The following is a 21,239-nucleotide window of genomic DNA, read 5'->3' on the forward strand; positions in this document are numbered from 1 at the left end:
GCGAATTTGTCGGCTAGGCTGACGAGCTACCGGGGGGGTGACCGGAGGTCACATGCTTACCCGAAGGCGCGGCCGCACCACTTTCCCAGCTGTCGTATCTGTGGCGGCTGTCGTGGCCGTGCTGGCCGCAGCGTGCGCTCCCCGGCCTGGTGGCGACCGTGTTCATCACCGTCGACTCGGCCGGCGACCTCTGGGTCGTCAGTTCCGGCAAAAATCTGGTGGAGAAACTGCCCGCGGGCGCCTCGGCTCCGCAGGTGCTGCCGTTCACCGGCCTGGTGACACCGTGCGGTGTCGCGGTGGACTCGACGGGAAGCGTCTACGTCACCGACACCATGGGGTTACACGGCGGCCAGGTGTTCAAGCTCCCGAAAACGTGAGGTCCTTCTCCGGGCACCGGATCGACGAGAATGCCTGGTCAGCGGCGGGCTCACGCTCACAGCTGCTACATAACCAGCGCATAGCGGTCCCTACTGTTGGGCCCCGATCATTCGTGGCATGAGCGAAATTTCTGACACCTCGCGGACTTCGACCGCAGTAGCCCCACCACCCGCGCCGGTTGAGCGGGTCGAACACCGGACCCCCAAGGTCTTCAAGGCCGCGGCCTGGGTGGCCATCGTCGCCGGCATCGTTTTCATCGTCTCGGTCATCTTCTTCACCGGCTTCCGGTTGGGAATGGCCGCCGGACACGGTGGCGGCCACCGGCACCACAAGCACCATCCGGCGATGATGCACCGTTCGGGGTTCCCCACCAACGGGGGGGCTCAGCAGGTTGGTCCGGGCTACGGGCCCGGCGGACCCGGCGGAGCTGGCGGTCCCGCCCAGGTGCCGTCCTCGGTCACCCCGACCCTGACGCCTTCGCCCACACCCGGCCGCTGAACGCACTCAACCCGACAGCCCGGCGCTCGACCACGAGCGCCGGGCTTCATCAATTCACGGCAACTTTGTGAGCGCTCCCCTTTACGCTGCTGCGGGCCTGGACCATATTCGAAGGTATGAGTGATACACCCGAACCCACCGCTGCAACGCCCCCGGTTGCCACCGAGCCGCCGCCCAGGACGGAGTACCGGGAAAAGCCGCCGCGTCTGTACGTGGTCGCCGCCTGGGTGGTGATCGTCGCCGGGATCGTGTTCATTGCTTCCACCGTGCTGTTCACCGCTGCCATGATCTTCAGAGGCGGACACTGCTACCACCATCGCCACCACCACGGCATGTTCCGGCCCGACGGTCCCGGCGGCTACGGCGGTCCCGGCTGGCAGTTCCGCTACCCGGGCGGCCCGCCTCCTCCTGGCATGGGTCCCGGCTTCCCCGGTGGTCCGGGTGGTCCCGGTGCACCCGGCGCTGTCCCGCCTGGTGCCAGCCCCGGTCAGACGCCGACCTCCGCCCCGGCCGCTCCTAGCGCTCCGCCCACGCGCCCCTAGTTTCGGGGCGGTGGCGCGGGGTATCAACGGGGAGACAATCCCGAATTTCCCGTGTGCGCTTAATTTTCCGATTGTTCAGGTAGAGGAGATAGCGAAATGACGGAACGCTACACGACAACGGATGGCGGCAGCCCCGCCCCGAGCGACGAGCAGTCGTTGACCCTCGGTCCCGACGGCCCGATCCTGCTTCAGGACCACTACCTGATCGAGCAGATGGCGCAGTTCAACCGGGAACGCATCCCCGAGCGCCAACCGCATGCCAAGGGCGGCGGCGCCTTCGGTCACTTTGAGGTGACCCACGACGTCAGCCGCTACACCAGGGCGGCGGTGTTCCAGCCCGGCACCAAGACCGACACCCTGATCAGGTTCTCCACCGTGGCCGGGGAGCGGGGCAGCCCAGACACCTGGCGCGACCCACGCGGCTTCGCGCTGAAGTTCTACACGTCCGAAGGCAACTTCGACATGGTCGGCAACAACACGCCGGTCTTCTTCATCCGCGACCCCATGAAGTTCCAGCACTTCATCCGGTCCCAAAAGCGAATGCAGGCAACCAATCTGCGTGACCACACCATGCAGTGGGACTTCTGGACGCTGGTGCCCGAGTCGGCGCATCAGGTGACCTGGCTGATGGGAGATCGCGGCATCCCCAAGACCTGGCGTCACATGAACGGCTACAGCAGTCACACCTACAGCTGGATCAACGCGCAGGGCGAGATCTTCTGGGTGAAGTATCACTTCATCAGCGACCAGGGCATCGATTACCTGACTCAGGAGGACGCCGATCGACTCGCCGGTGAGGACGGTGACTATCACCAGCGCGACCTCTACGAAACCATCGAGAGTGGCGACTTCCCGAGTTGGACGCTCAAGATGCAGGTCATGCCGTTCGAAGAGGCAAAGACTTACCGCTACAACCCCTTTGACCTCACGAAGGTGTGGCCGCACGGCGATTACCCGCTGATCGACGTCGGCAAGCTGACCTTGAACCGCAACGTCACCGACTATCACACCGAGATCGAGCAGGCCGCCTTCGAGCCGAACAACATCGTTCCGGGGACCGGGCTGAGCCCGGACAAGATGCTGCTTGCCCGGGGCTTCTCCTACTCGGACGCGCACCGGGCCCGGCTCGGGACGAATTACAAACAGATTCCGGTCAATACGCCGAAGGTCGAGGTCAACAGCTACTCGAAAGACGGCGCTATGCGCGTCAAGAACGTCTCGGATCCGGTTTACGCGCCCAACTCATTCGGCGGCCCGCACGCCGATCCGGCACGCGCAGCCGAGGTGCGCTGGCAGGCCGACGGGGAGATGATCCGGGCCGCCTACACGCTGCGCCCCGACGACGACGACTGGGGCCAGGCCGGCACGCTGGTCCGCGAGGTGCTTGATGACGACGCACGGGATCGGTTGGCGCACAACATCATCGGTCATGTCTCCAAGGGAGTGAAGGAGCCGGTGCTGTCCCGGGTGTTCGAGTACTGGCGAAACGTCGACCCCGATCTCGGCAAGAAGGTCGAAGAGGGAGTCCGGGCGAACCTGGGCTGATGATGCCGGGGCTGGCATGATCGAGCCCATGAGCATCGAAGTCGTGTACACCACCGCAGCCACGGCGACGGGCGGCGGCCGCGATGGCCACGTGAAGTCAGACGACGGTCGCCTCGACCTGGACACCCGTCCCCCCAAGGCGATGGGCGGAAACGGCGAGGGCACCAACCCCGAGCAATTGTTCGCCGCCGGTTACGCGGCCTGCTTCCTGGGCGCGTTGCGGTTGGTCGCGGGCAAGGCAAAGGTCAAACTCGACGACGCCACCGACGTCACGGTCGACATCGGGTTCGGCAAGGACTCCGACGGCGGTTTCGGACTCACCGGCAAGATCGTCGGCTACCTGCCCGGGCTCGAGCAGAGCACGGCCGACGACCTGGTCCACCAGGCTCACCAGGTATGCCCGTACTCCAAGGCCACCAAGGGCAACATCGACGTCGCCGTCTCGGCCAAGGTCTAGCCCGGCATGCGCCTTGCCGTGGCGGCGCTGGGCGTGTATCTGGCCGTCGGGGGAGCGGCCACCGCAACGGCCCACCCGTCGGAGCCGGGAGTGGTGTCTTACGCCGTGCTCGGCAAGGGCTCGGTGGGCAACATCGTCGGCGCGCCGATGGGATGGGAAGCGGTCTTCACCGAACCTTTCCAGGCGTACGCGGTGGAACTGGCGGTATGCAACAACTGGGCGGAGATCGGGTTGCCCGAGGTGTACAACGACCCCGACCTGGCCGCCTTCAACGGAGCCACCGCCCAGACGTCGGCCAACGACCAGAATCACCTCGTCAAGCAGGCAGTCGGTGTCTTCGCCACCAACGACGCCGCCGACCGCGCCTACCACCGGGTCGTCGACCGCACAGTGGGCTGCTCGGGTCAGACGACGGCAATGCATCTGGACAACGGCACCACCCAGGTGTGGTCGTTCTCCGGCCCACCGGCCGGCGCTGCCGACGCGAATTGGACCAAGCAGGAAGCGGGAACCGATCGCCGCTGTTTCGTTCAAACCCGACTGCGTGAAAACGTGTTGCTTCAGGCCAAGGTCTGCCAGTCTGGCAACGCCGGGCCCGCGGTGAACGTGTTGGCCGGGGCGATGCAGAACGCGCTGGGTCAGTAGCCGGGGTGAGAATTGGGTACCCATCTCCCTCGTGCAGCTGAAAAGGTCGGGAATATGTCGGTGCTCTCTGGAAGATGAAGTGATGGTGGTCGAAAGCTTCGTATCCAGCTGCCCCGGAGGGACCGTGAAATGACGCGCATCGCCGCCGGCGCGGGCTCGCAGCTGGACGACCTCGACCTGGCCAATGCCGAGCTGACCAGTTCAGCCGCCGTCGCCCAGCACATCGCCGACGGGTGCCTGGTCGACGGACCACTGGGACGGGTCGGCCTCGAAATCGAGGCCCACTGCTTCGACCCGGCCGACCCCGGTCGGCGGCCGACCTGGGACGAGATCAGCCGCCTGCTGGAGTGGATCAGCCCGCTCCCCGGCGGCAGCGCGATCACCGTGGAGCCTGGTGGCGCCATCGAACTCTCCGGCCCACCCGCTGACGGCGTGCTGCCCGCGATCGAAGCCATGGCCCGTGACCAGGCGGTGCTGGGAGCTGCCGTGGCCGACGCCGGTCTCGGGCTGGTTTTTCTGGGGGCAGATCCGTTGCGCTCGCCCAGGCGGATCAACCCGGGCGCCCGTTACCGTGCCATGGAGCAGTTCTTCGCCGCCAGTCACAGCGGTGCGGCAGGCGCGGCCATGATGACCTCGACGGCCTCGATCCAGGTGAACCTCGACGCCGGACCGCAGGGCGGCTGGGCCGACCGGGTGCGGCTGGCCCACGCGCTGGGGCCGACGATGATCGCGATCGCGGCCAACTCCCCGATGCTGGCCGGTGAGTTCTCCGGCTGGCAGTCCACCCGGCAGTGGGTCTGGGGCCAGATGGACTCGGCACGCTGCGGACCGGTGCTGGGCGTCAGCGGTGACGATCCGGGCACCGACTGGGCCCGGTATGCGCTGAAGGCGCCGGTGATGATGGTGCACGCCCCGGACGCGGTGGCAGTCACGCACTACGTGCCGTTCACCGACTGGGTGGAGGGCCGGACGCTGCTCGGCGATCGCCGGCCCACCATCGCGGACCTCGAATACCACCTGACCACGCTGTTCCCGCCGGTACGGCCACGGCAGTGGCTGGAGATCCGCTATCTCGACAGTGTGCCCGACGCGGTCTGGCCGGCTCTGGTGTTCACACTCACCACCCTGCTCGACGATCCGGCCGCGGCCGATCTGGCCGCCGCGGCTGTCGAACCGGTCGCCACCGCCTGGGACACCGCCGCTCGGCTCGGGCTGCGGGACCGGCGGCTCTACGCGGCGGCCAATCGTTGTCTGTCCATCGCCGCCGAGCGCGTGCCGGCCGAGCTCGCCGACGCGATGCAGCAACTGATGCTCAACGTCGAAACCGGGCGATGTCCGGCCGACGACTTCTCCGACCGCGTCATCGAACATGGAATTGCCGCCACGGTCGCCGAAGCTGCGCGTGCGGTGCAAGGGGAGCAGTGACAGCACGAGAACAGCTGGCCTGCGACCTCGAGCGGGCGCGCACCAGAACGTTGTGGCTGGTCGACTTCGACGACGACGAACTGCGCCGTCAGTACAACCCGCTGATGAGCCCCCTGGTGTGGGACCTGGCGCACATCGGTCAGCAGGAAGAACTGTGGCTGCTGCGCGACGGCAACCCGGAGCGTCCGGGAATGCTGCCCCGCGAGATCGAAGGCCTCTACGACGCCTTCGTGCACTCCCGGGCGAGCCGGGTGGACCTGCCGCTGCTGTCTCCCGCGCAGGCGAGGTCGTTCTGCCGCACGGTCCGCGACGCGGCGCTGGACACGCTGGAACGGCTCCCCGAGGACGCGGAAGACTTCCAGTTCGGGCTGGTCATCAGCCACGAGAACCAGCATGGCGAGACCATGCTGCAGGCGCTGAACCTGCGTAGCGGGGCGCCGCTACTGCGCGAGACATCGGTGGTCCCCGCCGGCCGGCCCGAATTGGCCGGCACGTCGGTGCCGGTGCCCGGCGGGCCCTTCGTCCTCGGCGTCGACGCCGCCACCGAGCCCTACTCGTTGGACAACGAACGGCCCGCCCACACCGTGGACGTGCCGAGTTTCCGGATCGGACGGGTTCCGGTCACCAACGGCGAATGGCGCGATTTCATCGACGACGGGGGTTACGCACAGCCGCGGTGGTGGTCCGAACGCGGATGGCAGCACCGTCAGCAGGCAGGCCTGTCCGCTCCGCAGTTCTGGAATGCCGACACCCGCACCCGGTTCGGCTACCTCGAGGAAATTCCCGCCGACGAGCCGGTGCAGCATGTCTCCTACTTCGAGGCCGAGGCCTACGCGAACTGGGCCGGCGCCCGGCTGCCCACCGAAGTCGAGTGGGAGAAGGCATGTGCCTGGGATCCGGCGACCATGGCGCGTCGGCGCTACCCGTGGGGCGACCAGCCGCCCACGGCCGATCGCGCGAACCTGGGCGGCAGCGCGCTGCGCCCCGCACCCGTGGGCGCCTACCCGGCGGGAGCGTCGGCGTACGGCGCCGAACAGATGCTGGGCGACGTCTGGGAATGGACCAGTTCGCCGCTGCGCCCGTGGCCCGGCTTCGTGCCGATGATCTACGAGCGCTACTCCCAGCCTTTCTTCGACGGCGATTATCGGGTGCTGCGCGGTGGCTCGTGGGCGGTCGAACAGTCCATCCTGCGTCCCAGCTTCCGCAATTGGGACCACCCCTACCGCCGGCAGATCTTCTCAGGCGTCCGGTTGGCCTGGGACGCCTGATGTGTCGGCATCTGGGATGGCTGGGCGCACCGGTCACCGTCTCCTCGCTGGTCCTCGAGCCGCCGCACGGTCTGCGTGTGCAGTCGTACGCGCCGCGCCGGCAGAAGCACGGCTTGATGAACGCCGACGGTTGGGGTGTGGGCTTTTTCGCGGATCTGCCGGACCCCACGCCGCGACGGTGGCGCAGCCCGGCACCGCTGTGGGGTGACACGTCGTTCGACTCCGTCGCTCCGGTGCTGCGCAGTCATTGCGTGGTGGCCGCGGTCCGGTCCGCGACCGTCGGCATGCCTCTCGAAGCGAGCGCCACGGCTCCCTTCACCGATGGGCAATGGTTGTTGTCGCACAACGGAGTTGTCGACCGCTCGGTGTTGCCGCTCTCGCCGACCGCCGAATCAGTATGCGACAGTGCGGTTCTGGCTGCCACCATCTTCGCCCGCGGCCTCGATGCCCTGGGTGACACCATCGCCGAAGTAGGCACCGCCGACCCGCTGGCCCGGCTGAACATCATGGCGGCCAACGGTTCTCGGCTGATAGCCACGGCATGGGGAGACACCCTGTCGATACTGCGCCGCGCCGACGGCGTGGTGCTGGCCAGCGAACCCTACGATGACGACCCGGACTGGGAAGACGTACCCGACCGGCATCTGGTGGAAGTCACCGGCGACGGCGTCGAGTTGACTGCGTTGAACCGCTCGAAAGGATCCCGATGACGCTCACGCTGTCCAACCATCTGGCCGAGGACTCGGCGCTGCACGCGTTGCGGCGCGACGTGTTCGTCGGTCTGCAGCAGCAGCCGAAGTCGTTGCCGCCCAAGTGGTTCTATGACGCGGCGGGCAGCGACCTGTTCGATCAGATCACCAGGCTGCCGGAGTACTACCCGACGCGCGCCGAAGCCGCGATCCTGCGTGCCCGTTCCGCCGAGATCGCCTCGGCCAGCGAGGCCGACACGCTGGTCGAACTGGGCAGCGGCACATCGGAGAAGACCCGGCTGTTACTCAGTGCGTTGCGCGACCGCGGGTCGCTGCGCAGCTTCGTCCCGTTCGACGTCGACGCGAGCGTGCTGTCGGCGGCCGCGCGCGCGATCCAGGACGAATACCCGGGCGTTGCCATCAACGCGGTCTGCGGCGACTTCGAGGAACACCTCGCCGAAATACCCGGCGGCGGAAGGCGCTTGTTCGTGTTCCTGGGCTCGACGATCGGCAACCTGACGCCGGAGCCGCGCGCCGATTTCCTGGCGGCGCTGTCCGCGGTGATGCAGCCCGGGGACAGTCTGCTGCTGGGCACCGACCTGGTGAAGGACGCCGGCCGGCTGGTGCGGGCCTACGACGACGCGGCAGGAGTGACGGCGCGCTTCAACCTCAATGTGCTCGCGGTGATCAACCGGCAGCTCGACGCGGATTTCGACGTCGACTCTTTCGAACACGTCGCCCGGTGGAACAGCGACGAGGAGCGCATCGAGATGTGGCTGCGCTCCATGCGCCGCCAACGAGTACGCGTCGACGCGCTGGATATGACCGTCGACTTCGACGCCGGCGAGGAGATGATCACCGAGGTCTCGTGCAAGTTCCGTCCGGACGCGGTGCGTGATGAGCTGACTGCCGCGGGATTGCGCCGGGTCCAGTGGTGGACCGACGACGCAGGTGACTTTGGTCTGTCACTGGCCGCCAAGTGAGTAACGGCCAGGCTCTGTCCGAGCAGTGGCGCGCCGCCCGGCCGCCCGCGGCGGGGTTGCACCTGGACAGCGCGGCGTGCTCGCGCCAGAGTCTGGCGGCACTCGACGCGGCGGCGCGTCATGCGCTGCACGAATCCGAGGTCGGCGGGTACGTCGCGGCGGAGGCGGCGTCGACGGTGCTGGACGCGGGGCGCGCCGCGGTCGCGAGGCTTTGCGGTCTGGTCGATCCGGAGGTGGTCTACACGACCGGTTCCCTGAATGCCCTGGAGCTGCTGTTGCGCAGTTGGCCCCGCGACCGCCGCACGTTGGCCTGTCTACCCGGTGAGTACGGACCAAACCTGGCGGTGATGGAGGCCCACGGATTCGAGATACGCCAGCTCCCCACCCTCGACGATGGCCGGCTGGCCATCGACGACGCGGCATACCAGTTGGAGGAGAACCCGCCAGACCTGGTGCACCTGACGCCGGTGGCCAGCCACCGCGGCACGGTGCAGCCGTTGGCGATGACGGCCAGGTTGTGCCGCGAGTTGGGCGTGCCGTTGGTGGTGGACGCCGCGCAGGCGTTGGGCCAGGTCGACTGCGCGGTGGGAGCCGACGTCACGTACTCGTCGTCGCGGAAATGGTTGGCGGGACCGCGCGGGGTGGGGGTGCTGGCGATGCGGCCCGAGTTGATGGAGCGTTTGAGGCCACCGGTGCCCTTCGGCTTCGGAGAAGCGAATGTCGCTGCGCGGGTGGGATTTTCGGTGGCGGTGGGCGAGCATCTCGCGTGCGGTCCGGAGCTGGTGCGGTCCCGGCTCGCCGAACTGGGCGGCATCGCCCGCAGGCTGCTGACCGACGTCGCCGGCTGGGCGGTGGTCGAGGAAGTCGAGGAGCCAAGCGCGATAACGACTTTGGCGCCTACCGACGGTTCCGACCCGCAAGCGGTGCGAGAGTGGTTGCTGGCCGAGCGCCGGATCCTGACCACCTATGCCGGGGTGCAGCGCGCCCCGATGGAGCTGACGGCGCCGGTGCTGCGTATCTCCCCGCACCTTGACACCTCGACCGAAGACTTGGAAGCTTTCGTCGAGGCGCTGATCGAAGCGACGGCGGTTACCGCCGCGGGCTAGATTCAAACCGGAGACCTTGCTCCGCCTGTGCCGCAAAAATTCTCGTACGAAAATCGTGCATATTGCGCGTGTGTGGAGTAACTTCTGCTTCGAACGCCGACGGGTTGTTAAGGGTGGGCACCTGACACTTGCGCGATTCGCCGCGTTGGCGATCGATCCAGTGACGAAGGGTCCTCTTTCGATGAGTTTTGCTGTACTACCGCCTGAGATCAACTCGCTTCGGCTCTTCACGGGCGCAGGGCCGGGCCCGTTGCTTGAGGCGGCCACTGCCTGGGATGGTCTGGCGGCTGAGTTGAGTTCGGCCGCACAATCTTTCAGCTCAGTCACGGCCGGGTTGACCGGTCAGGCGTGGCAGGGACCGGCGGCCGCGGCGATGTCGACGGCGGCGCTGCCCTATGCCGGGTGGCTGAGTGCTGCGGCCGCGCAGGCCTCGGGTGCGGCGGCTCAGGCGAAGGCCGTTGTCAGCGTCTTCGAGTCGGCCGTGGCAGCGACCGTTCATCCAATAGCCGTATCGGCGAACCGTAATGGCTTCGTGCAGCTGGTGCTGTCGAACCTGTTCGGCCAGAACGCACCGGCTATCGCCGCCGCCGAGGCCGTGTACGAGGAGATGTGGGCCCAGGACGTGGCCGCGATGGTCGGCTACTACAGCGGTGCCTCTGCCGCAGCTGCTGCGCTCGCCCCGTTCACCGCGCCGCTGAAAGCCCTTGCCGGTCTGCCGGCTCAGCTGGCCGCCGGGTCTGCGGCTGCCGCCGCACTTCCGAGCGCCGCCGGGGAGACGCTGCAACTCACGCTTGGGTGGGCGAATGTCGGGGCAAGCAACTTCGGCTTCGGCAACGTCGGCAGTGGCAACATCGGCAGTGGCAACTTCGGCATCTCCAACCTGGGCGATGCGAACATCGGCAATTTCAGCATCGGCTTCGGCAACCTGGGAACGTCCAACATCGGTCTCGGGAACTTCGGCATCGGTAATAAGGGCCTTGCCAACAGCGGTAACTTCAACATTGGTTTCGGCAATACCGGCAATAACAACATCGGCATCGGGCTGACCGGCGACAACCAGTTCGGGATCAACCTGAATTCCGGCAGCGGCAACTTCGGGTTGTTCAACTCCGGCACCGGAAACATCGGCTTCTTTAACTCGGGCAACGGAAACTACGGACTCTTCAACTCGGGCAGCTTCAACACCGGCATCGGCAACTCGGGTACCGTCAACACCGGGTTATTCAACCCGGGCACCTTCAATACCGGAGCCTTCAACGCGGGATTCGCCAATACGGGCACCTATAACGTCGGCAGCTTCAACACGGGCGACGTCAACCCCGGTTCGTACAACACCGGCGGCTTCAACATCGGCAATACCAATACCGGTTATTCCAACTGGGGCAACTTCAACACCGGTGCCCTCAACACCGGCAACATGAACAACGGCATCGGCTGGACAGGTGACCAGCAGGGTGGCGTCGTCGTCGCCATCACCACCCCGGACATCCAGCTGCCACCCGTCGACATCTCGCAGATTCTGGTCGGCGCCTTCAACACCCCGCAGATCAGTATCCCGCCCATCACCATTCCGCCGTTCACGACACCGGCGAACATCACGATCCTCCCGTTCGACCTGCCGACGATCGACATCCCGCCGATCAGCATCGGGCCGTTCACGTCGCCCGCAGATGTCCTGGTTTCGGCGTTCAACCTGCCGCAGATCACCGTCCCGCCGATCAACATCGGTGGCTTCCTGTCACCGATCGCGTCGCTGAGCGCGTTTGAGACGCCGGCGATCGGTATCCCGCCGATCACCATTCCGGCGTACACGACGCCGTCGACCATCACGATCGGCAGCTTCGCCCTGCCGCAGATCGGCATCCCGGCGATCACCATTCCGGCGTACACGACGCCGGCGAATATCAATATCGGTAATTTCGGTTTGCCGGAGATTGGCATTCCGGCGATCACTATTCCGGCGTACACGACGCCGGCGAATATCAATATCGGTAGTTTCTCACTGCCGCAGATCGGCATTCCGGCGATCACTATTCCGGCGTACACGACGCCGGCGAATATCAATATCGGTAATTTCGGTCTGCCGGAGATTGGTATTCCGGCGATCACTATTCCGGCGTACACGACGCCGGCGAATATCAATATCGGTAGCTTTGGTCTGCCCCAGATCGGTATACCCGCGATAACGGTTCCGGCTTACCAGTCGCCAGCGCTTACGGTGGGAGGGTTTAACCTGCCGTCCGTCACTACGCCGCCTATAGCGGTACCACCGATAAATCTACCGCAGGTAATCATTCCGCCCTTCCAGACACCGACCGTAACTGTCACGGGCTGGAACCTGCCTTCGGTCACCGTTCCGCAGATCAATATCCCGCGTATACAGTTCCCGAACATCTCCGTCCCGGGCGGAAACCAGACGCTCATCACCCTGGACACGAGCTTCATTGCGGCCCCCACCTACCGAATTGACCTCGGTACCTTCAACATCAACGCGATTTCGCTGGGCTTCACTACGCAGGGCTACATCGAGCAATTCAGCTTCCCCAGCATCCAGATCGGTGCGATGACCCTGCCGACTCTCAACATCAGCAATGCAGGTGGCAACTACATCATTCCGTCGATCGGGCTGTCCGGTTTCAACATCCCGTCCATCACTTTCAACCCAGTGCAGTTCAGCGGCTTCACGCTGCCGCAGATCGGTTGGCCGCAGTTCTCGACGCCGGCCCTGACGATCCCGCCGATTCAGCTCGGGGACTTCGATCTGCCGCAGGTGGGTTGGCCGCAGTTCTCGACGCCGGCCCTGACGATCCCGTCGATAAATCTCGGCTCCTTCGATCTGCCGCAGGTGGGTTGGCCGCAGTTCTCGACGCCGGCCCTGACGATCCCGCCGATTCAGCTCGGGGACTTCGATCTGCCGCAGGTGGGTTGGCCGCAGTTCTCGACGCCGGCGTTGACCATTCCGTCGATAAATCTCGGCTCCTTCGATCTGCCGCAGGTCGGCTGGCCGGAATTCACCACCCCGCCGCTGACCATTCCGCCGATCGATCTCGGCGAGATCGTGCTGCCGCCGATCAGCTGGCCCGAGTTCTCCACTCCGGCGTTGACGATCCCGCCGATCTCCATTGGCGACTTCCTGCTGCCGCAACTCACGTCGGGGCCGTTCTCGCTGCCCGAGATCGGGATTCCGCCGATCGCGCTGGGGGCGTTCAACCTGCCCCAGGTCATTGCCTCCGCGTTCGACCTGCCGTCGATCGGGATTCCCAACATCGCCATCGGCGAGTTCATCCTGCCGCAGATCGACTTCCCGGGCTTCGTCACGCCGCCGCTGGTCATTCCGCCGCTGGGTATCGGCGCCTTCAACCTGCCGGAGATCTACATTCCGAGCATCCACCTGCCGAGCCAGAAGCTGTTCGAGTTCCAGATTCCGCCGACGCCGGGCTACGGCAACACCACCGACAACATCTTCACGACGTCGGGCTTCTTCAACACCGGTGGTGGCAACAGCTCGGGATTCTTCAACAACGGCAGCGGGGTGTCCGGCTTCTTCAGCGGAAACCCGTTGGGACTCATCGGCGCTTCGGGCTACAACGTGTTCGGCGAAGGGTCCTCGGGTCTTTCGGTCCTGGGCAGCGGCGTGTCAGGTCTCGGCAACATCGGTACGCTGCCGGCAAACGTCAGCAGCTTCGTGTCCGGCCTGCAGAGCATCGGGTCGAACCTGGCCGGGATCTTCTTGCAGAACTACTGATCCGCCTTGTGCGCCGTCAGCAGGTAAGCGGGCATCATCACGCGGCCCTTGTCGTCGACGGGATACGGAGGCGCTGGCATGTCCGCAACCTCGGGCATGTCCGGGACCTGGGGCATGTTCCCGTGGATCGCCGCGGGCCGGACGTCGTCGATCTCCCAGTATTCGCCGACTGCCGAACGCAGTTCCTGCTCCTCGACCTCGTTGGGCCGGTAGGGGGCGTCGGCCGGGAAGGCGCCCTTGGCGAATGCCAGGACGTAGTAGCTTGCACCCGGCGCCGCAGCACGGTGCACCGCTTGCAGATAGTTGGCGCGGTGCTCGACGGGCAGCGAGTGGAAAAGCGTGCTGTCGATGACGGTATTGAAGCGGCCGTCATACCCCGAGAATCGGGTGATGTCGTCCACCACGAAGGTGGCCGTGGTGAGCCCGCGCTGCTGTGCGGTGCTGGTCGCCTCGGCAATGGCCGTGGGCGAATTGTCGATTCCGACAACGGAGTAACCGGCGGCCGCCAGCGCGAGTGACAACTCAGCGACCCCGCATCCGGCGTCCAGCACCTCGCCGCGGACCTGGCCGGCGGCGACGAGTGCCGCCAGATCGGGTTGCGGTTCGCCGATATTCCAGGGCGGCGGCGCTTGGAAAACCTTTTCCTGATACGCGTCATCCCAGTCCATCACCTGATCCGTCATGGCTCCCAACGTACGCCCGCCGCATACTGGGACATATGTCGCAGCCGCCGCCGGCCCGCTACCTGCTCCGCGCGAAGGACTTCGCCGACGCCCGCTACGCCGAGCCGATCACAGTCGATGACATGGCCGCGGCCGCGGGTCTGTCGCGGGCCCACTTCAGCCGGATGTTCACCCGCACGTTCGGTGAATCGCCGCGCGCGTACCTGCAGACGCGCCGGCTGGAGCGAGCGGCGGCGTTGCTGCGCTACACCGAACGATCCGTCGCGGATATCGCCGTCATGGTCGGACTGCGCAGCGTCGGTTCGTTCACAACGAGTTTCGCCCGCGTGTACGGGATGCCGCCGGCCGCCTATCGGGCCGGCCTTCCACCAGCGTCGGTGCACGCGCGGGTACCGAGTTGCATCCTCGCCCGCGACACCCGCCCACCCGCCGACAGCCGCGTCAAGACAGCACACGGGGAGAAGACGGACAGCAGGGCCGGGCCGTAGCGTGGTGCCCATGCTCAAGATTGCCAGCGCCCACCTCTGGGTGCACGACCAGGAAGTCGCCCTGAAGTACTGGACCGAGAAGGTGGGTATGGAAGTGCGGCAGGATGTTTCACTGCCAGACCTCGGTTTCCGGTGGCTCACGGTCGGCCCTCCGGGCCAGGACGACGTGTCCATCGTGTTGATGGCGATTCCGGGGGAGCCGGTCATGGACGCGGTGACACAGCAGCAGGTTGCCGAAGTGATGGCGAAGGGTTTTGCCGGCACGGTGTTCCTCACCACCGAGGACTGCGCCGCCGCCTACGCCGAAATGCGTTCCCGTGGAGTGGAATTCACTGAAGAGCCACACGAGATGCCGTATGGCATCGACTGCGGATTCCGCGACCCGTCCGGCAACAGCGTGCGGTTGACTCAGCTGGCCGAAATCGGTTAGCCGCCCCGGACGGGCCAGGTATGCACGGGCTCATTGGCGTGCATGTGCTCGCAGTACCGCCGCAGCATCTCGGCCAGGGCCCGGGGCCGGGTCATGCCGGCATCCTCGAGTGCGGTGACCGTGGACACCTGCCAGCTGGCGCCGTTGCGTCCGGTCCTGGCCCGCCCCTCGATGACCCCGAGGAAGCGGTCGCGGACTTCGACGTCGACACCCCAGCGCTGCAGACCCTCGTGGGCCATCGGTAGCAGCTTGTCCAACAACAGTTTTCGCGTACTCACCTCGCCCACCCCCGGCCAGTGCAGTTGCGCCTCGATTCCTCGTTGAGCGGCCTCCAGGAAATTCCGGTGTGCCACCGGGAAACTCATCTGCGACCACACCGGCTGTTCGGCTTCGGACATAGTCCGCAGCATGCCGTAGTAAAAGGCCGAATTCGCAAGCATGTCAACGACACTGGGTCCCGCCGGTAGTACCCGGTTTTCCAGGCGTAACTGAGGTCGGCCCTCGTAGACGTCGTACACCGGCCGGTTCCACCGATACACCGTGCCGTTGTGCAGGCGCAGCTCCGCGAGCCGCGGTGTGCGTCCCGCCGTCAGCTCCGCGACCGGATCCTCATCGGACAGTTCCGGCAGCAGCGACGGGAAATAGCGGATGTTCTCCTTGAACAGGTCGACGGCCGAGGAGATCCACCGCTCGCCGAACCAGACCCGCGGCCGCACCCCCTGAGTCTTCAGTTCTTCGGGGCGGGTGTCGGTGGACTGGGCGAACAGCTCGATGCGGGTTTCCGCCCAAAGGTGGTGGCCGAAGAAATACGGCGAGTTGGCGGCCAGCGCCAGTTGGGGGCCGGCCAGTGCCTGCGCCGCGTTCCAATTGGCGGCGAAGTCCTCCGGGGCCACCTGCAGGTGCAATTGCATGCTGGTGCAAGCGGATTCGGGTGCGATCGAAGCGGCCTGCCAGCTCAGCGGTTCGGGGCCGGCGATATTGATGGGGATATCCTCGCCGCGGGCCTCGAAGATCGACTCGTTGAGGGCCGCGTAGCGGTTCGACTCGCTCATCCAGCCTTCGGCGGACAGATGTTTGGGCATCAGGGTCGGCAGGATGCCGATCATCACGATGTGCGAACCGCTGCCATTGGCTTTGAGTTCGGCGTCGTTGAGGCTGGCCCGGACGTCTTTCTCCAGGTCCAGGGTGGTGTGTCCGGGTAATGGACGAGGTGGCACATTGAATTCGATGTTGTAGGCGCCCAATTCGGTCTGATAGGCGGGATCTGCGATGGCGTCCAGCACGAATCGGTTGGACATGGCCGGCTGATATTCGGCGTCGACGAGGTTGCACTCGATCTCCATGCCGGTGAGCGGGTGCTCCGAATCGAAGCTGCTACGCGACAGCATCGTCTCGAATACGTCGAGACACACCCGCACTTTGCGCCGGTATTCCCGCCGATGTGCGCGGTCATACGTGGTGCGCTTGACCTCTTCGCCCACCTGACCGATGGAACAGGTTTCCCGGGCCGCGCGCAACCCGGCCCGCCGCTGCGCGATCATGTACCTGCAGTGTCCAACGTCACCCTAGGAGAGGCCGGAGTTGGCCGAGTCGCCGGAATTCGTAGCAGCCATCGACCAGGGCACCACGAGTACCCGCTGCATGATCTTCGATCATGACGGTGCCGAGGTGGCTCGTCATCAACTCGAGCACGACCAGATCCTGCCCCGGGCCGGCTGGGTGGAACATAACCCGGTGGAGATCTGGGAGCGCACCGCGTCCGTGCTGATGTCCGTGCTCAACTCCAGCAACATATCCGCGAAAAGTATTGCTGCACTGGGTATCACCAATCAGCGCGAGACGACTCTGGTGTGGAACCGCAAAACCGGCCGGCCCTATTACAACGCGATCGTCTGGCAGGACACCCGGACCGATCGCATCGCGTCGGCGCTCGACCGGGATGGTCGCGGCGACGTGATACGGCGCAAGGCGGGTCTGCCGCCGGCGACCTACTTCTCCGGCGGCAAGTTGCAATGGATCCTCGAGAACGTCGACGGGGTTCGCGCCGCGGCGGAAAAGGGTGAGGCCCTGTTCGGCACCGCGGACACCTGGGTGCTGTGGAACCTGACCGGCGGACCGCGCGGCGGCGTGCACGTCACCGATGTGACCAACGCCAGCCGGACCATGCTGATGAACCTGGAGACGCTGGACTGGGACGACGAATTACTCTCGTTCTTCTCGATTCCCCGGGAGATGCTGCCCAAGATCGAGCCGTCGTCGCCGCTGGAACCCTACGGTGTCACGTCCGAAACCGGCCCCATCGGCGGCGAGGTGCCGATCACGGGTGTGCTGGGTGATCAGCATGCCGCGATGGTCGGGCAGGTGTGCCTGGACGCCGGAGAGGCCAAGAACACCTACGGCACCGGCAATTTCCTGCTGCTGAACACCGGCGAGACGATCGTGCGCTCTCAGAACGGGCTGCTCACCACCGTGTGTTACCAATTCGGGGACGCCAAACCGGTGTACGCGCTCGAGGGTTCGATCGCGGTGACGGGCTCGGCGGTGCAGTGGCTGCGCGATCAGCTGGGCATCATCAGTGGCGCCTCGCAGAGTGAGTCGCTGGCCCGGCAGGTCGCCGACAACGGCGGGGTGTATTTCGTGCCGGCGTTCTCCGGCTTGTTCGCGCCCTACTGGCGTTCCGACGCCCGCGGGGCCATCGTCGGGCTGTCCCGGTTCAACACCAACGCTCACCTGGCTCGCGCGACCTTGGAGGCGATCTGCTACCAGAGCCGCGACGTCGTCGACGCCATGGAGGCCGACTCCGGCGTCCGCCTCGAGATTCTGAAGGTCGACGGCGGAATCACCGGCAACGACCTGTGCATGCAGATCCAGGCCGACGTGCTGGGTGTGGACGTGGTGCGGCCCGTGGTGGCCGAGACCACCGCCCTGGGCGCCGCCTACGCCGCCGGCCTTGCGGTCGGCTTCTGGGAAGGTCCCGGCGAGCTGCGCGCCAATTGGCGTGAGGACAAGCGCTGGACGCCGAACTGGGACGACGAACAGCGGGCCGAAGGGTACGCAGGCTGGCGGAAGGCGGTGCAGCGGACCCTGGACTGGGTGGACGTGTCCTGATCCAGGGTCCGCTCGCGGGATCTCAGTCCTCGCCGAGGATGCCGTAGATCTCGCGGCGTGCATTGTTGAGCACGTCGACGATGCGTTGCTGCTGGTCAGCGCTCGCCGCATGGGCCGACTGGCCGACGGCGCCGAACAGCTGACGGGCGGCGGTCCGGAGATTGATGTGTCCCGGGTCCACGCCTTCGGCGATCTCGTCCCACGGCGGGGTCTCCACCTTCGCCGCTGCGGCGCGACCGTCTTCGGTCAGCTCGAACAGCTTCTTGCTGCCGTCGGTTTCGCTGGCCGTAATCAGGCCCTCGTCGTCGAGCAGTTGCAGCGTCGGGTACACCGAGCCGGGGCTCGGCTTCCAGATTCCGTTGCTGCGTTCGGCGATCTGCTGGATCATCTCGTAGCCGTGCATCGGCCGCTCGTTGAGCAGCGCCAGGATGGCGGCCCGCACGTCGCCGCGCCGGCCCCGCCCGCCCCGGCGTCCGCCGCGGCCACCGGGCCCGAACCCGAAGCCTGGGCCGAAGCCGGCCCCGAATCCCGGTCCGAAGCCCATCGGGCCGTCGTGGCTGCCGGCCTGCTCGCGCATGTTCTCGAAGAATTCCCGGCGGGCTTGCCGCCGGGCGCCCGGGCCGAAGCCGAATCCGGGCCGTGGGCCGAACGGCCCGGTAGGGGGAGTGAAAAGGGTGTTCATCGTTGTAGTCCTTCTGGTCTAGTGGGGCGTCGCTCACCGACGCTCCGGTGTATCACTACGTATCACGATATATCGCTAAGTATCGGAAGGCAACCGCCTGGGGTCCTGCAGGCCCGAACCTCGACCGTTTGCGCACCCCGAACGCCGGGTAGCACCTGACGGGTGAACGGCAATAACCGCTACCGGACCATGACCGGACCCGGCAGCGCCACCGATCCGGCGGGCGACGACGGCGACAGGGCTCGTTCGCGGGTCAACTGGGTGTTGGCCCTGTTGACAGTCCCCGCGGCCGCGATCGTGATGCTTTTTGCGCTCGGGGCGGTGATGAGTACCGACTCGTGCACCCAGAACCAGTGCCCGAACCTCGGCGGCGGGATCAGTTTCGACGTCTTCTTCTACGGTCCCCCGCTGGTGGCGGTGTTGGTGATCATCACCTCGGTCTTCACCGCCAAACGGCACTGGGGCATCGCGGTCCCGCTGATCGGTCTGGGGTTGCTGGTGACCGACGTCGCCATCTTGGCGGCCTCCGTCGCCCAGTACTAAGTCGGTAGGGAGAAGCCGCCGGCCTCGGTGATTTCCGGGGTTTGTGCCGGGGCGGCAGTGGTCGCCCCGCCCTGCGGCGGCTCCGGGACGGGTGACGGGCCGGGGGGCTGACCCGGGGGCTGACCGGGCGGCGGCACCCATCCCTGCGGTTGCGGCCATCCCTGCGGTTGCGGCCAGGTCTGCGGTTGCGGCCAGGTCTGCGGTTGCGGCCAGCCTGGTGATGGCGCCGGCTGAGGCCACCCGGGTGCCGATGGCGGGCGCAGCCTGGCCAGTTCCCGCCGGTGTCGTTCGGCCAGTACCGCGGCCAGGATCAGTTGCGGTGGGACGCCCGGCGGGGGTGGCGGCGCGATGCGGGACACCACGTCGCTGGCGATCCGGTACGCCATCTGATTACGCAGCGCCGGATCCAATTGATGTGCCCGCGAGAGGAATTGCCGGGCCACCTCGGCCTGGCCGGTGGACAGACCGGAGAGCTGCAGCGACGCCGCCCACCCCGCCAGTGCCGGCGGCATGACCGGCGGTGGGCCGAGGCGGGGTCCGCGTTCGCTCACCACGACGGTGCCGGCGAACATGTCGCCGACGCGCTTGGCCTTCGGAGAGAGCACGCTGCAGATCACCGCGGGGCTGCCGAGCAGCATCCAGATCTCGATCACGGCGGCCAGTGCGCGGAACAGCGCCTGGCGGAATCGTTCCGGTCCGCCGTCGTCGGAGACGACCCGCAGACCCATCACCATCTTGCCCACCGAGCGGCCCCGGGTTGCGGTCTCGATCACCACCGGATAGCCGACCATCGCCAGCACCGTGAAGATGATCAGAAATGCGACGGTCAGTGCCTCGTCGAACTGGGCTAGCGAGGCCGCCCACAACGTGACTCCGAGGATGTAGGCGATGAAGACGACGATGATGTCGATAATCGCGCTGATTGCGCGCACCGGTAGCTGGGCTATCTGGACGTCGAGCACTACGGCGTCCCCGGTCACCACCTCCGACATACCTCGAAACGCTACAGGCTGGGTAGGCTGCCCAAGTGGACGTCGATGCGTTCCTGCTCACCCATCGGGGCACCTGGGACCGGCTCGACCAGTTGATCAAGAAGCGCCGTTCGCTGACCGGTGCCGAGATCGATGAACTCGTCGAGCTCTATCAGCGGGTGTCGACCCACCTGTCGATCCTGCGGTCGGTGTCGTCGGACTCGCTGATCACCGGCCGGTTATCCAGTCTGGTGGCCCGGGCCCGATCTGCGGTCACCGGCGCGCATGCCCCGCTGAGCAGCACTTTCGTCCGCTTCTGGACCGTGTCGTTCCCGGTGGTGGCCTACCGGTCTTGGCGGTGGTGGCTGGCGACGGCCCTCGCGTTCTTCGCCGTGGTGGTGGTCATGGCGTTCTGGGTGGCCGGCAGTCCCGAAGTACAGTCCGCCATCGGGACCCCGGCCGATATCGACCAATTGATCAACCACGACGTCGAGTCCTATTACAGCGAGCACCCCGCCGCGGCCTTCGCCCTGCAGGTGTGGGTGAACAACTCGTGGGTGGCCGCCAAATGCATCGCGATGGCGGTGCTGCTCGGCGCGCCGATTCCGTTTGTGCTGTTCCAGAACGCCGCCAACGTGGGCGTCATCGCTGGTCTGATGTTCCCGGCGGGCAAGGGCGGCTTGCTGCTGGGTTTGCTGCTGCCGCACGGGCTGCTCGAGCTGACGGCGGTGTTCCTGGCCGGCGCGGTGGGCATGCGGCTGGGGTGGTCGGTGATCTCCCCCGGCGATCGCCCACGTGGTCAGGTCCTGGCCGAGGAGGGGCGCGGCGTGGTCTCGGTCGCCGTGGGGCTGGTCGGCGTGCTACTGGTCTCGGGGCTGATTGAAGCGATGGTGACGCCGTCGCCGCTGCCGACGTTCGCCCGTATCACCATCGGCGTCCTCGCCGAGGCGGCGTTCCTGTCCTACATCATTTACTTCGGACGACGGGGCGTGGCCGCCGGCGAGACCGGCGATATCGAGGACGCCCCGGATTACGTCCCCACCTCCTAGGCCC

The 21,239-nt window shown here is 66.3% G+C and carries 20 protein-coding genes and 1 pseudogene; 17 read left to right on the forward strand and 4 right to left on the reverse strand.

Going from position 1 to position 21,239, the window contains the following annotated elements; all coding sequences use genetic code 11:
* Positions 1–149 precede the first annotated feature (149 nt).
* The 12 genes and pseudogenes from QXK92_RS27275 to QXK92_RS34175 form a co-directional block, all read left to right on the forward strand.
* The gene (locus tag QXK92_RS27275) at positions 150–377 is read left to right on the forward strand and encodes a hypothetical protein (RefSeq protein WP_306247011.1); all 228 of its coding nucleotides are present in this window, start codon (positions 150–152) and stop codon (positions 375–377) included.
* Positions 378–495: 118 nt separating this feature from the next.
* Complete coding sequence (locus QXK92_RS27280; RefSeq protein ID WP_306247013.1) at positions 496–876, forward strand: hypothetical protein; 381 nt, start codon at positions 496–498, stop codon at positions 874–876.
* 116 nt (positions 877–992) lie between these two features.
* Positions 993–1,418: a hypothetical protein gene (locus QXK92_RS27285; RefSeq protein ID WP_306247015.1), complete on the forward strand. Its 426-nt coding sequence runs from the start codon at positions 993–995 to the stop codon at positions 1,416–1,418.
* Positions 1,419–1,514: 96 nt separating this feature from the next.
* On the forward strand, positions 1,515–2,963 hold the full coding sequence (locus QXK92_RS27290; protein WP_306247017.1) for a catalase: 1,449 nt from the start codon (positions 1,515–1,517) through the stop codon (positions 2,961–2,963).
* 28 nt (positions 2,964–2,991) lie between these two features.
* Positions 2,992–3,420 carry an organic hydroperoxide resistance protein gene (locus tag QXK92_RS27295; RefSeq protein ID WP_306247019.1) on the forward strand — a complete coding sequence of 143 codons (429 nt, stop codon included), beginning with the start codon at positions 2,992–2,994 and terminating at the stop codon, positions 3,418–3,420.
* A 6-nt stretch (positions 3,421–3,426) separates the two neighbouring features.
* Positions 3,427–4,065, forward strand: a complete 639-nt coding sequence (locus tag QXK92_RS27300; protein ID WP_306247021.1) for a sensor domain-containing protein — start codon at positions 3,427–3,429, stop codon at positions 4,063–4,065.
* Between the two features lie 129 nt (positions 4,066–4,194).
* On the forward strand, positions 4,195–5,490 hold the full coding sequence (egtA, locus tag QXK92_RS27305; protein WP_306247023.1) for an ergothioneine biosynthesis glutamate--cysteine ligase EgtA: 1,296 nt from the start codon (positions 4,195–4,197) through the stop codon (positions 5,488–5,490).
* Positions 5,487–6,758, forward strand: a complete 1,272-nt coding sequence (gene egtB / locus QXK92_RS27310; protein WP_306247024.1) for an ergothioneine biosynthesis protein EgtB — start codon at positions 5,487–5,489, stop codon at positions 6,756–6,758. Before egtA ends, egtB begins: the two co-directional genes overlap by 4 nt.
* On the forward strand, positions 6,758–7,468 hold the full coding sequence (gene egtC / locus QXK92_RS27315; RefSeq protein WP_306247026.1) for an ergothioneine biosynthesis protein EgtC: 711 nt from the start codon (positions 6,758–6,760) through the stop codon (positions 7,466–7,468). Before egtB ends, egtC begins: the two co-directional genes overlap by 1 nt.
* Positions 7,465–8,430, forward strand: coding sequence for an L-histidine N(alpha)-methyltransferase (gene egtD / locus QXK92_RS27320; protein WP_306247029.1), 966 nt, complete (start codon positions 7,465–7,467; stop codon positions 8,428–8,430). The genes egtC and egtD overlap by 4 nt, the downstream gene beginning before the upstream one ends.
* Positions 8,427–9,536 carry an ergothioneine biosynthesis PLP-dependent enzyme EgtE gene (gene egtE, locus QXK92_RS27325; RefSeq protein ID WP_306247031.1) on the forward strand — a complete coding sequence of 370 codons (1,110 nt, stop codon included), beginning with the start codon at positions 8,427–8,429 and terminating at the stop codon, positions 9,534–9,536. The genes egtD and egtE overlap by 4 nt, the downstream gene beginning before the upstream one ends.
* Before the next feature lie 181 nt (positions 9,537–9,717).
* Positions 9,718–10,971 (forward strand): annotated as a pseudogene (locus QXK92_RS34175) (PPE domain-containing protein); the annotation flags it as partial.
* 2,303 nt (positions 10,972–13,274) lie between these two features.
* Here the strand turns inward: QXK92_RS34175 and QXK92_RS27335 are convergent.
* Positions 13,275–13,964 (reverse strand): class I SAM-dependent methyltransferase, encoded by a 690-nt coding sequence (locus QXK92_RS27335; RefSeq protein WP_306247035.1) that lies wholly within the window; start codon positions 13,962–13,964, stop codon positions 13,275–13,277.
* Positions 13,965–13,999: 35 nt separating this feature from the next.
* Between QXK92_RS27335 and QXK92_RS27340 the strand changes: the two genes are divergently transcribed.
* Complete coding sequence (locus tag QXK92_RS27340; RefSeq protein WP_306247038.1) at positions 14,000–14,452, forward strand: helix-turn-helix transcriptional regulator; 453 nt, start codon at positions 14,000–14,002, stop codon at positions 14,450–14,452.
* A gap of 10 nt (positions 14,453–14,462) precedes the next feature.
* On the forward strand, positions 14,463–14,882 hold the full coding sequence (locus QXK92_RS27345) for a VOC family protein (RefSeq protein WP_306247040.1): 420 nt from the start codon (positions 14,463–14,465) through the stop codon (positions 14,880–14,882).
* On the opposite strand, the gene QXK92_RS27350 is transcribed toward QXK92_RS27345, so the two are convergent.
* Entirely contained in the window at positions 14,879–16,363 is a 1,485-nt protein-coding gene (locus QXK92_RS27350; protein WP_306247963.1) for a glutamate-cysteine ligase family protein, read from the reverse strand. The genes QXK92_RS27345 and QXK92_RS27350 overlap by 4 nt on opposite strands.
* A 100-nt stretch (positions 16,364–16,463) precedes the next feature.
* Here QXK92_RS27350 and glpK point away from each other — a divergent pair, with 100 nt between their 5' ends.
* Positions 16,464–17,990 carry a glycerol kinase GlpK gene (gene glpK / locus QXK92_RS27355; protein WP_371934320.1) on the forward strand — a complete coding sequence of 509 codons (1,527 nt, stop codon included), beginning with the start codon at positions 16,464–16,466 and terminating at the stop codon, positions 17,988–17,990.
* 22 nt (positions 17,991–18,012) lie between these two features.
* On the opposite strand, the gene QXK92_RS27360 is transcribed toward glpK, so the two are convergent.
* Positions 18,013–18,672: a PadR family transcriptional regulator gene (locus QXK92_RS27360; protein WP_306247042.1), complete on the reverse strand. Its 660-nt coding sequence runs from the start codon at positions 18,670–18,672 to the stop codon at positions 18,013–18,015.
* A 189-nt stretch (positions 18,673–18,861) separates the two neighbouring features.
* On the opposite strand from QXK92_RS27360, the gene QXK92_RS27365 reads away from it, so the two are divergent.
* Complete coding sequence (locus QXK92_RS27365) at positions 18,862–19,215, forward strand: hypothetical protein (RefSeq protein ID WP_371934335.1); 354 nt, start codon at positions 18,862–18,864, stop codon at positions 19,213–19,215.
* Here QXK92_RS27365 and QXK92_RS27370 read toward each other — a convergent pair.
* Positions 19,212–20,207: an RDD family protein gene (locus tag QXK92_RS27370; protein WP_306247045.1), complete on the reverse strand. Its 996-nt coding sequence runs from the start codon at positions 20,205–20,207 to the stop codon at positions 19,212–19,214. The two genes, QXK92_RS27365 and QXK92_RS27370, sit on opposite strands and share 4 nt — an antisense overlap.
* Before the next feature lie 35 nt (positions 20,208–20,242).
* Between QXK92_RS27370 and QXK92_RS27375 the strand changes: the two genes are divergently transcribed.
* Complete coding sequence (locus QXK92_RS27375; RefSeq protein WP_306247047.1) at positions 20,243–21,235, forward strand: stage II sporulation protein M; 993 nt, start codon at positions 20,243–20,245, stop codon at positions 21,233–21,235.
* Positions 21,236–21,239 lie beyond the last annotated feature (4 nt).

Source organism: Mycobacterium sp. TY815 (assembly GCF_030755135.1).
GTDB lineage: Bacteria > Actinomycetota > Actinomycetes > Mycobacteriales > Mycobacteriaceae > Mycobacterium.